General features: G+C 64.2%; 12 protein-coding genes. 7 read left to right on the top strand and 5 right to left on the bottom strand.

What is annotated here, in order from left to right; translation table 11 throughout:
- Nucleotides 1-200 precede the first annotated feature (200 nt).
- Both glnL and ntrC read left to right on the top strand, forming a co-directional pair.
- Nucleotides 201-1,286: a nitrogen regulation protein NR(II) gene (gene glnL / locus ACNFG0_RS02090; RefSeq protein WP_196144031.1), complete on the top strand. Its 1,086-nt coding sequence runs from the start codon at nt 201-203 to the stop codon at nt 1,284-1,286.
- Complete coding sequence (gene ntrC, locus ACNFG0_RS02085; protein ID WP_196144032.1) at nt 1,283-2,719, top strand: nitrogen regulation protein NR(I); 1,437 nt, start codon at nt 1,283-1,285, stop codon at nt 2,717-2,719. Before glnL ends, ntrC begins: the two co-directional genes overlap by 4 nt.
- A gap of 223 nt (nt 2,720-2,942) precedes the next feature.
- Here ntrC and ACNFG0_RS02080 read toward each other — a convergent pair whose 3' ends face one another.
- Nucleotides 2,943-3,380: a hypothetical protein gene (locus ACNFG0_RS02080; protein ID WP_416763921.1), complete on the bottom strand. Its 438-nt coding sequence runs from the start codon at nt 3,378-3,380 to the stop codon at nt 2,943-2,945.
- On the opposite strand from ACNFG0_RS02080, the gene trmL reads away from it, so the two are divergent.
- The gene (trmL, locus tag ACNFG0_RS02075) at nt 3,379-3,834 is read left to right on the top strand and encodes a tRNA (uridine(34)/cytosine(34)/5-carboxymethylaminomethyluridine(34)-2'-O)-methyltransferase TrmL (RefSeq protein WP_196144034.1); all 456 of its coding nucleotides are present in this window, start codon (nt 3,379-3,381) and stop codon (nt 3,832-3,834) included. The two genes, ACNFG0_RS02080 and trmL, sit on opposite strands and share 2 nt — an antisense overlap.
- 205 nt (nt 3,835-4,039) lie before the next feature.
- Here trmL and secB read toward each other — a convergent pair whose 3' ends face one another.
- From secB to ACNFG0_RS02060, 3 genes are read right to left on the bottom strand one after another with little or no spacing between them, the layout of a single operon-like run.
- Nucleotides 4,040-4,522 (bottom strand): protein-export chaperone SecB, encoded by a 483-nt coding sequence (gene secB, locus ACNFG0_RS02070; protein WP_084853928.1) that lies wholly within the window; start codon nt 4,520-4,522, stop codon nt 4,040-4,042.
- Nucleotides 4,523-4,563: 41 nt separating this feature from the next.
- Nucleotides 4,564-4,818, bottom strand: a complete 255-nt coding sequence (gene grxC / locus ACNFG0_RS02065) for a glutaredoxin 3 (protein ID WP_043212544.1) — start codon at nt 4,816-4,818, stop codon at nt 4,564-4,566.
- 2 nt (nt 4,819-4,820) lie between these two features.
- On the bottom strand, nt 4,821-5,234 hold the full coding sequence (locus ACNFG0_RS02060; RefSeq protein WP_196144036.1) for a rhodanese-like domain-containing protein: 414 nt from the start codon (nt 5,232-5,234) through the stop codon (nt 4,821-4,823).
- A gap of 202 nt (nt 5,235-5,436) precedes the next feature.
- Here ACNFG0_RS02060 and gpmI point away from each other — a divergent pair, with 202 nt between their 5' ends.
- The 4 genes from gpmI (at nt 5,437) to ACNFG0_RS02040 (ending at nt 10,689) form a co-directional block, all read left to right on the top strand.
- Nucleotides 5,437-6,972: a 2,3-bisphosphoglycerate-independent phosphoglycerate mutase gene (gpmI, locus tag ACNFG0_RS02055; protein ID WP_196144037.1), complete on the top strand. Its 1,536-nt coding sequence runs from the start codon at nt 5,437-5,439 to the stop codon at nt 6,970-6,972.
- A gap of 238 nt (nt 6,973-7,210) precedes the next feature.
- Complete coding sequence (locus ACNFG0_RS02050) at nt 7,211-8,497, top strand: murein hydrolase activator EnvC family protein (protein WP_196144038.1); 1,287 nt, start codon at nt 7,211-7,213, stop codon at nt 8,495-8,497.
- An 87-nt stretch (nt 8,498-8,584) separates the two neighbouring features.
- Entirely contained in the window at nt 8,585-9,916 is a 1,332-nt protein-coding gene (locus tag ACNFG0_RS02045) for a S41 family peptidase (protein WP_196144039.1), read from the top strand.
- An 8-nt stretch (nt 9,917-9,924) separates the two neighbouring features.
- Nucleotides 9,925-10,689, top strand: coding sequence for a divergent polysaccharide deacetylase family protein (locus ACNFG0_RS02040; protein ID WP_416763919.1), 765 nt, complete (start codon nt 9,925-9,927; stop codon nt 10,687-10,689).
- Between the two features lie 168 nt (nt 10,690-10,857).
- Here the strand turns inward: ACNFG0_RS02040 and ACNFG0_RS02035 are convergent, their stop codons facing one another.
- A complete protein-coding gene (locus ACNFG0_RS02035) occupies nt 10,858-12,861 on the bottom strand; it encodes a BCCT family transporter (protein WP_196144041.1) in 2,004 nt (667 codons plus the stop codon).
- Nucleotides 12,862-12,985 lie beyond the last annotated feature (124 nt).

Below are 12,985 nucleotides of genomic sequence, written 5' to 3'. Positions count from 1 at the left end.
TCACAAGAAACGATAAACCAGGGCTTTTTGTTCTGATTTCGCGCAAATCCAGGCCTTTATCCGGAAAATCTGCTTCTTTTCGGAGCCTTGGTTTGTTTCTTGCATTTTCCTTTGCACCGAGAGGATCACCCGCGCGCGCCCCAGCCCAGCCGGGGCCTACCCACGAGCCAACACGCGCCCAAATAGAGGTCCAAGACGCCATGACTATCAGCGATGCACAGCACCGGCTGCTCCTGGACAACCTGACCACGGCCACGCTTCTGCTCAATGCCGAACTGCGCCTGGAGTACATGAACCCGGCGGCGGAAATGCTGCTGGCGGTCAGCGGGCAGCGCAGCCATGGGCAATTCATCAGTGAGTTGTTCACCGAATCGACCGAAGCGCTCAACTCCCTGCGTCAGGCCGTGGAGCAGGCGCACCCGTTCACCAAGCGCGAAGCCCAGCTCACCTCCCTGACCGGTCAGGCCATTACCGTGGACTATGCCGTCACGCCGATCCTGCACCAGGGCCAGACCTTGCTGCTGCTGGAGGTCCACCCGCGCGACCGGCTGCTGCGCATCACCAAGGAAGAGGCCCAGCTGAGCAAGCAGGAGACCACCAAGATGCTGGTGCGCGGGCTGGCCCACGAGATCAAGAACCCGCTGGGCGGCATCCGTGGCGCGGCGCAACTGCTGTCACGCGAACTGCCCCATGACGATTTGCGCGACTACACCAACGTGATCATCGAGGAAGCCGACCGCCTGCGAAACCTGGTCGACCGCATGCTCGGCTCGAACAAACTGCCATCGCTGGCCATGACCAATATCCATGAAGTACTGGAGCGCGTCTGCAGCTTGGTGGAGGCCGAAAGCCAGGGTGGCATCACATTGGTGCGCGACTACGACCCGAGCCTGCCGGACGTGCTGATCGATCGCGAACAGATGATCCAGGCGGTGCTCAACATCGTGCGCAACGCCATGCAGGCGATCGGCGGGCAGAACGAACTGCGCCTGGGCCGCATCACCCTGCGCAGCCGCGCGGTGCGCCAGTTCACCATTGGCCATATCCGCCATCGCCTGGTCGCACGGATCGAGATCACCGACAACGGCCCGGGCATCCCCGCCGAGCTGCAAGACACCCTCTTCTACCCGATGGTCAGTGGGCGCCCGGACGGTACCGGGCTGGGCCTGGCCATCACCCAGAACATCATCAGCCAGCACCAGGGCCTGATCGAATGTGACAGCCACCCTGGCCATACCACCTTCTCGATCTTCCTGCCCCTGGAACAAGGAGCCACCGCCTCATGAGCCGAAGTGAAACCGTCTGGATCGTCGACGATGACCGCTCCATCCGCTGGGTACTGGAAAAAGCCCTGCAACAAGAAGGCATGACCACCCAGAGCTTCGACAGCGCCGACGGAGTCATGGGCCGCCTGGCCCGGCAACAACCGGATGTGATCATTTCCGATATCCGTATGCCTGGCACCAGTGGGCTGGACTTGCTCGCCCAGATCCGCGAACAGCACCCGCGCCTGCCGGTCATCATCATGACCGCCCATTCCGACCTGGACAGCGCCGTGGCGTCCTACCAGGGCGGCGCCTTCGAATACCTGCCCAAGCCATTCGACGTGGACGAAGCCGTCGCGCTGGTCAAGCGCGCTAACCAGCACGCCCAGGAGCAACAGGCGCTCGACGTGCCGACAAGCCTGGCCCGCACGCCGGAGATCATCGGCGAGGCGCCGGCGATGCAGGAGGTGTTCCGTGCCATCGGCCGGCTCAGCCACTCCAACATCACCGTGCTGATCAACGGCGAGTCCGGCACCGGCAAGGAGCTGGTGGCCCATGCGCTGCACCGCCACAGCCCGCGCGCGGCATCGCCGTTCATCGCACTGAACATGGCGGCGATCCCGAAGGACCTGATGGAGTCCGAATTGTTCGGCCACGAGAAAGGTGCCTTCACCGGCGCGGCCAACCTGCGTCGTGGCCGCTTCGAGCAGGCCGACGGCGGCACGCTGTTCCTCGACGAGATCGGCGACATGCCCGCCGACACCCAGACGCGCCTGCTGCGGGTGTTGGCCGATGGCGAGTTCTATCGGGTTGGCGGCCATGTACCGGTCAAGGTCGACGTGCGCATCATCGCCGCCACGCACCAGAACCTGGAGTCGCTGGTGCAGGCCGGCAAGTTCCGCGAAGACTTGTTCCACCGCCTGAACGTGATCCGCATCCATATCCCGCGCCTGGCCGACCGGCGCGAGGACATTCCTGCCCTGGCGCGTCATTTCCTCGGCCGCGCGGCCAAGGAACTGGCGGTGGAACCCAAGCTGCTCAAGCCGGAAACCGAGGAGTTCATGCGCAACCTGCCCTGGCCGGGCAATGTGCGCCAATTGGAGAACACCTGCCGCTGGATCACCGTCATGGCCTCCAGCCGCGAGGTGTTGATCGGCGACTTGCCGCCGGAGCTGCTCAACCTGCCGCACGATGCGGCACCGGTGACCAACTGGGAACAAGCCCTGCGCCAGTGGGCCGACCAGGCCCTGACACGCGGCCAGTCGAACCTGCTCGACAGCGCCGTGCCCAGCTTCGAACGCATCATGATCGAGACCGCCCTCAAGCACACCGCCGGGCGCCGACGCGATGCGGCGGTGCTACTGGGCTGGGGCCGCAATACCCTGACACGAAAGATCAAAGAGCTGGGGATGAATGTCGATGGCGGGGACGAGGAGGATAACGACGAACATTGACCGTCGTTGAACCTGCCGGGGCTGCATAGCAGCCCCAATGTTTCCATGCACCGATCCTGTGCCGACTGCACCGCACAAAGGCACAAAAACCTGGAAAACCCCAACAGAACCGCTCTAGAACCCGTATTTCAGGGGCTTCGCAAAACTGGCACGCGATCTGCAATAAGACAGATACCTCCAGTTTTGGGGACCCCGGTACAGGCAGGCCGGGATATCCCCTCTTTTATTCGTGCAGTTTCACCTGCACCCGCCAGCGCCCAGCGTCCTCTGTACCGGCCCACTCGCCGTGCAGGGGGCGCGCGGCGACCACGGTCAGCAACAAACCCTCGTCGCTCTGGCGCAACCGCCACCCTGCGGGCTTGCCCTGTATCTGCAACTGTCCGCGCTGCTCCCGGCCTTTGGCCTGGAAGACCAGCGCCACGGTGCCTTGCACATTCTCGCCATGCAGCCTGGGCTCACCGTCGAACCACAGGTCCAGGCCATCCTGTACCACATCCACCTGTTCCAGCACCCGTTCCTGGGGCGCGGTCAGGCGGCCGATCATCAACCCTACCATCAGGCCGACGATAGCCAAGGACAACAACACACGTGGCCAGGCCTTCGAACGCAGGTCCGGTTCGAGGGTAGAATGCTCGTCATCTTCACGCCTGGAGCCGTGCATGTTTCACGTCATCCTCTTTCAACCAGAGATTCCGCCGAATACCGGCAACATCATCCGCCTGTGCGCCAACAGCGGCTGCGACCTGCACCTGATCGAGCCACTAGGCTTCGAGCTGGATGACAAGCGCCTGCGCCGGGCAGGGCTGGATTACCACGAGTATGCCACGCTCAAGCGCCACCAGAACCTGGCCGACTGCCTGGAAAGCCTCGGCCAGCCGCGGCTGTTCGCCTTCACCACCAAGGGTTCGCACCCCTTCCATGAAGTGGCCTACCAACCGGGCGACGCCTTCCTGTTCGGCCCGGAGAGCCGCGGGCTGCCGGCTGAGGTGCTGGACAGCCTGCCGCCGGAACAGCGCCTGCGCCTGCCGATGCGGCCAGGGTGCCGCAGCCTTAATCTGTCCAATACCGTGGCGGTGACGGTGTACGAGGCGTGGCGCCAGCAGGGGTTCGCCTGACCAGCCCCATCGCGGGACAAGCCCGCTCCCACAGGGCTTGCTTAAGCTAGCCAGTGTTGCCCCGGTGGGAGATCACCCAGCCCTTCGGGCTGCGCTGTCGCGCAGAAAACAATGCACCTCTGTGGGAGCGGGCTTGTCCCGCGATCGGGCCCGACAAGGCCATGAAAAAAGCGCCCCGAGAGGCGCTTTCTTCATACCGGCAGAATCACTGCACGGTCGGCGCTTCGCCAGCTTCCTGCATGCGCTGCATCTCTTGCGCGTACAGGGCATCGAAGTTGACCGGCGACAGCATCAGGGCCGGGAACGAACCACGGGTCACCAGGCTGTCCAGAGTTTCGCGGGCGTACGGGAACAGGATGTTCGGGCAGAACGCGCCGAGGGTGTGGCTCATGGAAGCGGCGTCGAGGTTCTTGATCAGGAAGATACCGGCCTGCTGCACTTCGGCGATGAACGCCACTTCTTCCCCGTTCTTGACGGTCACCGACAGGGTCAGCACCACTTCGTGGAAATCGCTTTCCAGGGCCTTCTGGCGGGTGTTCAGGTCCAGCGAGACGCTCGGCTCCCACTGCTGGCGGAAGATCTGCGGGCTCTTCGGCGCTTCGAACGACAGGTCGCGCACATAGATGCGCTGCAGGGAGAATTGCGGGGAATTGTCTTCGGCGGCGCCGTTGTTCTGCTGGTCTGTCATGGCAGATCCTTTTTCCTAATGGTTATGTAAGGGAAAGTGCTTCAGGCCTCGAGCAGGGCGTCGAGCTTGCCCGCGCGCTCCAGGGCATAAAGGTCATCGCAACCGCCAACGTGGGTGGTGCCGATCCAGATCTGCGGCACCGAGGTACGGCCCGCCTTCTGGCTCATCTCGGCACGCACCTGGGGCTTGCCGTCGACCTTGATTTCCTCGAAGGCCACCCCCTTGCTCTCGAGCAGGTACTTGGCGCGCATGCAATAAGGGCAATAGTCGCTGGAGTAGACGATGACAGGCTTCATGATCACTTCACCAGGGGCAGGTTATCGGCTTTCCAGCTGGAAACGCCACCGCTGAGCTTGGCGGCAGTGTAACCAGCCTTGAGCAGCTCGCGGCAGATAGTGCCGGACTGCTGGCCCATGCTGTCCACCACGATCAGGGTCTTGCCCTTGTGCTTGTCCAGCTCGGCCATACGGTTGACCAGTTTGTCCTGCGGGATGTTCAGGGCGCCGACGATGTGGCCTGCCGAGTATTCCTTGCCAGGGCGGATGTCGATCACCACGCCTTTGTCGGCGTTGACCAGGGCGGTCAGCTGGCCATTGCTCAGGCTCTGGCCGCCACGGCGGATCTCGTTGACCAGCAGCAGAATCAGTAGAACAACGAAGATCGCAACCAAGATGTAGTGTTCGGTGGCGAATCGGATCAGGTTCTCAACCATTTAGGGTGTTCCAAGCCATTGAAAATGCCGGCCAGTATACACAGCCCCCAATGCCGGCCAAAGCCCGTCGGGCCCGCTGGGAAAACACCTACACCCGCAGCCTGTCGGGGCGATGGCCGGTCATCCGGAGGAAATTGGCCGCGCTTGGCCGAATTGCCCTAGAATGCGTGTCTTTATCATCTTGCAACCGTGAGTAGGATTGATGACAAACACGCCAAAACCCTTGGTCCTGATTATCCTGGATGGTTTCGGGCACAGCGAAAGCCCCGAGTACAACGCCATCTTCGCCGCCAATACCCCGGTCTACGATCGCCTGCGGGCCAACCAGCCCCACGGCCTGATTTCCGGTTCCGGCATGGATGTCGGGCTGCCCGACGGCCAGATGGGCAACTCCGAAGTCGGCCACATGAACCTCGGCGCAGGGCGTGTGGTGTACCAGGACTTCACCCGGGTGACCAAGGCCATCCGTGATGGCGAGTTCTTCCACAATCCGGTCCTCACCGGCGCGGTGGACAACGCCGTGGGCGCCGGTAAGGCGGTGCATATCCTCGGCCTGCTTTCCGACGGCGGCGTGCACAGCCACCAGGACCACCTCATCGCCATGGCCGAGCTGGCCGCGCAACGTGGCGCCGAGAAAATCTACCTGCACGCCTTCCTCGATGGCCGCGACACCCCGCCACGCAGCGCGCAGTCGTCCATCGAACTGCTCGACGCCACCTTCGCCAAGCTGGGCAAGGGCCGCATCGCCAGCCTCATCGGCCGCTACTACGCGATGGACCGCGACAACCGCTGGGACCGCGTCGCCGCCGCCTACAACCTGATCGTCGACAGCGTCGCCGACTACACCGCCGATTCGGCCCTGGCGGGCCTGGAAGCCGCCTACGCCCGCGATGAAAGCGACGAGTTCGTGAAAGCCACGCGCATCGGCGAAGCGGTCAAGGTCGAGGATGGCGACGCTGTCATCTTCATGAACTTCCGCGCCGACCGCGCCCGCGAACTGTCCCGCGTGTTCGTCGAGCCCGACTTCAACGAATTCCCCCGCGCCCGCCTGCCGAAACTGGCCGCCTACATCGGCCTGACCCAGTACTCGGCCAAGATCCCGGCCCCGGCCGCGTTCGCCCCGGCCAGCCTGGACAACGTGCTCGGCGAATACCTGGCCAAGCACGGCAAGACCCAGCTGCGCATCGCCGAGACCGAGAAATACGCCCACGTCACCTTCTTCTTCTCCGGCGGGCGCGAAGAACCGTTCGAAGGCGAAGAGCGCATCCTGATCCCATCGCCGAAGGTCGCCACCTACGACCTGCAGCCGGAAATGAGCGCCCCGGAAGTCACCGACCGCATCGTCGAGGCCATCGAGCAGCAGCGCTACGATGTGATCGTGGTGAACTACGCCAACGGCGACATGGTCGGCCACACCGGCGTGTTCGAGGCGGCGGTCAAGGCCGTCGAGGCCCTGGACGGCTGCGTCGGCCGTATCGTCGAGGCGCTGGACAAGGTCGGCGGCGAGGCGTTGATCACCGCCGACCACGGTAACGTCGAGCAGATGGAAGACGAATGCACCGGTCAGGCGCACACCGCCCATACCACCGAGCCCGTGCCGTTCATCTATGTCGGCAAGCGCGCCCTCAAGGTCCGCGACGGCGGCGTACTGGCCGACGTGGCGCCGACCATGCTCAAGCTGCTGGGCCTGGAAAAACCTGCACAAATGACCGGTACCTCGATCCTCGTCGACGCCTGAGCCATTGATTGGGCCGCTGTGCGGCCGATCGCCGGCAAGCCGGCTGCCACAGGGATCGCGCTTCTCTCGCAAACCCCACTGTGCCCGTGGGAGCCGGCTTGCCGGCGATCAGGCTGCAAAGCAGCCTCTTATGCACGGTTTCCAGACAAACGCCTCGCCGCAAATACCGCGAGGCGTTTTTTTTGCGGGCACGGGCGGGCATACTAGGCCAGTCTCCATCCCTGGTACGCCCAACCTCATGCTTCGTGCCCTGATCCTCATCGCCCTGTCCTGCCTGCTCAGCCCGGCCTTCGCCGACGAGCGCGCGCAGACCCAGCAACAACTGGAAGCCACCCGCCAGGACATCGCCGAGCTGAAAAAGATGCTGGGCAAGCTCCAGGAGGAGAAGTCCGGTGTGCAGAAAGACCTCAAGACCACCGAGACCGAAATCGGCGATCTCGAAAAACAGGTGGAGGCGCTGCAAGAAGAACTAAAAAAGACCGAGGGCGAGCTGGAGCGCCTTGATACCGAGAAAAAAAAACTCCAGAGCGCCCGCGTTGAACAACAGCGACTGATCGCCATCCAAGCCCGCTCGGCGTACCAGAGCGGCCGTGAGGAATACCTCAAACTGCTGCTCAACCAGCAGAACCCCGAGAAGTTCGCCCGCACCCTCACCTACTACGACTACCTGAGCAAGGCGCGCCTGGAGCAATTGCGCGCCTTCAACGAAACCCTGCGCCAACTGGCCAACGTCGAACAGGACATCAGCCGCCAGCAGGCGCAGCTGTTGGCCCAGCGTGGCAACCTCGACAGCCGCCGGCAGGAACTGGAGGCCGTGCGCAGCGAGCGCAGGCAGGTCCTGGCCAAGCTCAACGGCGACATGAAAGCCCGCGACCAGAAGCTGCAGGCTCGCCAGCAGGACCAGGCCGACCTGACCAAGGTGCTCAAGACCATCGAGGAAACCCTCGCCCGCCAGGCCCGCGAAGCCGAAGAGGCACGCCAGAAGGCGCTGCTGGCCCAGCGCGAGGCGGAAAAACGCCGCCAGCAGGAAGCCCTTGCCGCCCGCTCGGCCACCGAAACGCCCACGAAAAAGGCCCGCACCACCCTGGGCCCGCTGGTTTCCAGCGACGGCGCGAACTATGGCGGTGCATTTTCTGCCGCTCGCGGAAAACTTCCATGGCCGGTCAATGGTCGATTGCTGGCACGCTTCGGCGATGCACGCGGTGGCGATGCCCGGGCCAAGTGGGACGGCGTGATGATCGGCGCCAGCCCAGGCACCCAGGTACGCGCCGTGCACGGCGGGCGCGTGGTGTTCGCCGACTGGTTGCGTGGCGCTGGACTTCTGGTCATTCTCGACCATGGTAATGGTTACCTGAGCCTGTACGGCCACAACCAGAGCCTGCTCAAGAGCGCCGGCGATATCGTCAAGGCCGGCGAAGCCATCTCCACCGTCGGCGACAGCGGTGGGCAGGACAGTTCGGGCCTGTACTTCGCCATTCGCCAGCAGGGCCGGCCGACCGACCCTGCGCAATGGTGCCGGGGCTAGCCCCCTCAAACGTTTACGGCCTAGCGCACCCCAACGCTGCGCCGATGCTCCCGCGGGAGCGCCAACAGGATCAGGAGTTCGTTCGACATGCTGCACTCGCCTCGCCTCACCCAGCTGGCCCTGACCATCGCACTGGTGGTCGGCGCGCCCTTGGCCTGCGCCGCCGAGCCGGCACCGGCAACGCCGGCCAGCCGTGCCGCGGCCCCGGCCACCGAGGTGACGGCCAACGCGCCGCTGCCGCTGGATGAGCTACGCACCTTCGCCGAGGTCATGGACCGCATCAAGGCGGCCTATGTCGAACCGGTGGACGACAAGACCCTGCTGGAAAACGCCATCAAGGGCATGCTCAGCAACCTCGACCCGCACTCGGCCTACCTCGGCCCCGAAGACTTCCAGGAGCTGCAGGAAAGCACCAGCGGCGAATTCGGCGGCCTGGGCATCGAAGTGGGCATGGAGGACGGCTTCGTCAAGGTGGTATCGCCGATCGACGACACCCCGGCCTCGCGCGCCGGCATCGAGGCGGGCGATCTGATCGTCAAGATCAACGGCGCCCCGACCCGCGGCCAGACCATGACCGAGGCAGTCGACAAGATGCGCGGCAAAGTCGGTGAGAAGATCACCCTGACCCTGGTGCGCGACGGCGGCACGCCGTTCGACGTGACCCTCGCCCGCGCGGTGATCCAGGTCAAGAGCGTGAAGAGCCAGCTGCTGGAAAACGACTACGGCTACATCCGCATCACTCAGTTCCAGGTCAAGACCGGCGAAGAAGTCGGCAAGGCCCTGGCCAAACTGCGCAAGGATAACGGCAAGAAGCTGCGCGGCGTGGTCCTGGATCTGCGCAACAACCCTGGCGGCGTCTTGCAGTCGGCCGTGGAAGTGGCCGACCACTTCCTGACCAAGGGCCTGATCGTCTACACCAAAGGCCGCATCGCCAACTCCGAGCTGCGCTTCTCGGCCGACCCGGCCGATGCCAGCGAAGGCGTGCCACTGGTGGTGCTGATCAACGGCGGCAGCGCCTCGGCCTCGGAGATCGTCGCCGGCGCCCTGCAAGACCAGAAGCGCGCCGTGCTGATGGGCACCGACAGCTTCGGCAAGGGCTCGGTACAGACCGTGCTGCCGTTGAACAACGACCGTGCCCTGAAGCTGACCACCGCACTGTACTTCACCCCTAACGGCCGCTCGATCCAGGCCCAGGGCATCGTCCCCGACATCGAAGTGCGCCCGGCCAAGCTCACTGCCGAAGCGGACACCGACAACTTCAAGGAAGCCGACCTGCAAGGCCACCTGGGCAATGGCAACGGTGGCGCTGATCGCCCGACCGGCAGCGCCAAGCGCAAGGATCGTCCGCAGGATGGCGACTTCCAGCTCAGCCAGGCCCTGAGCCTGCTCAAGGGCCTGAACATCACCAAGGGTGACTGACCCTGCCCATGCGCTACCTGCTGTTCGCGCTGTTCTGCCTGCTGGCCGGCACCGCCCATGCGGCGCCGGCCAAGGCGTACATGAGCATCGTCATCGACGACCTGGGGCAGAACAGCGAGCGCGATAGCCGCACCCTGGCCCTGCCGGGCCGGATCACCCTGGCGATCATGCCCGATACGCCCCACGCCACCGACTTCGCCCGCCAGGCCCACAAGGCCGGGCGCACGGTGATCCTGCACATGCCCATGGATCCGGCCACCGGCCCTTATGCCTGGACGCCGGGCACGCCTGTCGAGGAGCTGGCCCGCCGCCTGGATGCCGCCTTGACCAAGGTGCCTTACGCCGCCGGCATCAACAACCACATGGGCAGCCGCATGACCGCCCAGCCCGGGCCCATGGCCTGGCTGATGGGCGAGTTGCAACGGCGCCACCTGTTCTTCGTCGACAGCCGCACCAGCGCGGCCACCGTGGCGGCGGCCAAGGCCCAGGAACAGGGCTTGGCCCATGTCTCCCGGGATGTGTTCCTGGATGACGTGCGCACCACCGAAGCCATCGCGGCCCAGTTGCAACAGGGCATCGCCCTGGCCCGCAAGCAGGGTTCTGCCGTGCTCATCGGGCATCCCTACCCGCAGACCCTGGAAGTCCTGGCACGGGAAATACCCCGGCTCAGGAGCCAGGGCATCGAACTGATCGATATCCAGCAGATGATTGCCCATCGCGGCAACCAGGCGATGCCGGGCCACGGCCATAACGGACGCTATACCAACCGCTGAGCAGCAAATGGGCGGAGCACGGTTTGTTTTGAGACAGGCTGGGAATCGAGCGCCGCGCGGGCGGCGCTCGATTTCCGCCCCACCATAAAACGCAAGCTGAGCTCCATCCACAAATGAAAAGAGCCCGATCCTCACGAACCGAGCCCTTCTTCATTGCATCAAGCTGTATCAGCTATACACACGCCCCAACAGCTGGCGGTGGCTCTCGAACTGATCCAGCACATCGCGCACGATCTGGTCAGGCGTGAAGCCCATCAGGTCGTATTCCTGGCTACCATCGTGCAGGTACACCTCGGCGCGATAGAAGCGCTGCGGCACCTCCGGCGCACCCTCGAGCGGCGCCTCGCTCGGCGCGGCCTGGTAGCCGTCCAGGCTCACCTCATAGACGAACGGGTTGCCCTCTTCCATCATCACCCGCAGGCCCATCAGGTTACGCGAGTGACCGGCACGGGCCTCGACCTCGAAGCCTTGCAGGCGCATCTGTGCGGCGGCTTCCTTGAGCGCCGGGCTCACATGCTTGTCCATGAAGCGCTGGACCACGGCCTGGGTCGGCTGCAGGTCCATCTGGCTCAGGCGCTCGCTGAAGCCACGGCGGCCGCGGGCGGCCAGCTCGGCGCGCTCCTGCTCGACGGCGACGTCCTGCTTCATGGCTTTGTACAGGCCGAACATGAACAGCACCAGCACCACCGAGAACGGCAGGCCAGCCAGCACCACCATGGTCTGCATGGCTTCGAAGTTACCGGCGAACAGCAGGCCGATGGTGACCAGGGTGATGACCACCGACCAGAACACCACCATCCAGTGCGGCGCGTCTTCGTCCACCTTGCCGCCTTTGCACGACAGGTTGGCCATCATCACCGCGCCCGAGTCGGCCGGGGTGAGGAACAGCACGAAGCCGACGAATACCGCCACACCGATGACGATCTTGGCGGCCGGGAAGTATTCCAGCAGCTGGTAGATCGACATCGAAGGTTGCTCGAGCGCGGTCTTGCCCAGCTCCACCGCGCCCTGGTTGATCACCAGGTCCAGTGCGGTGTTACCGAAGATCGACAGCCAGGCCAGGGTGAAGCCCAGCGGGATCAGCAGCACGCCGGTCACCAGCTGGCGCACGGTGCGGCCTTTGGAGATACGGGCGATGAACATGCCGACGAACGGGCCCCAGGAAATCCACCAGGCCCAGTAGAACACGGTCCACAGGCCCAGCCAGCGCTCGGACTTGCCCGCTTCGCCTTCATAGACATAGAGGTCGAAGGTCTTGAGCACCATGCCGTTGAGGTAGTCGCCGATGTTCTGCACGAAGGCGTTGAGCAGGTGCAGGGTCTGGCCACCGAGCAGTACGAAGATCAGCAGGCCGCTGAACAGGACGATGTTCAGGTTGGACAGGCGGCGGATGCCGTTCTCCACACCCGACACTGCAGCCACGGTGGCGACACCGGCCATGACCAGGATGACCGCCAGCAGGTTGGTCTTGCTGTGGTCGAAGCCAAACAGGTATTCCAGGCCCGAGGCCACCTGCATCGAGCCGATCCCTAAGTTGGTGACCAGGCCCAGCAGGGTGACGAACATGCCGAAGATGTCCACGGCATTGCCTGCCGCGCCCTTGACCCAACGCTCGCCGACCAGCGGGTACAGCGCCGAGCGCAGTGCCAGCGGCTGGTTGTGGCGGTAGGCGAAGTAGCCGACGGCCAGGCCGACCAGGGCATAGATCGCCCAGCCGTGCAGGCCCCAGTGCAGGAAGGTCAGCTGCAAGCCTTGGCGCGCGGCCTCGAGGCTGGCCGAGGTACCCTCTGGCGGGTTGAAGTAGTGATCCAGCGGCTCGGATGCACCGAAGTACAGCAGCGAGATACCGATACCGGAGGAGAACAACATGCCGGCCCAGGCGCCGTAGCTGAAGTCGGGCTGGTCGTCCTTGCCGCCCAGCTTGAGCTTGCCGTAGTCGGAGAAGGCCAGGTAGACGACGAACAGCAGGTAACCGCAGATCACCAGCATGTAGTACCAGCCAAAGGTGCGGGTCAGCCATTTCTGGGCGACGCCCAGCACTTGGCCGGCGGTTTCGGGTACAGCGATAAGCAAGGCAGTCAAAGCCAGGATCAGCAGCGCGGAGGTGTAGAACACCACACGATTGACCCGTACCCGTTCGGCGGGGGGCTTGGTTAGGGAGGCAGAACTCATTGCACGAATGCTCCGGGCAGTGCGGGGTGGAGGCTAATCAGATATTTCCCAAGCAAATGGTGGAATAGCCCCACTGCGTCAGGTGTTATAAATGCACCTAGGAAATCGTGATCCCGAATCGAAT

Source organism: Pseudomonas sp. NY15372 (assembly GCF_048068215.1).
Lineage (GTDB): Bacteria > Pseudomonadota > Gammaproteobacteria > Pseudomonadales > Pseudomonadaceae > Aquipseudomonas > Aquipseudomonas guariconensis_A.
This window is presented reverse-complemented; position numbering and strand designations above follow the sequence as displayed.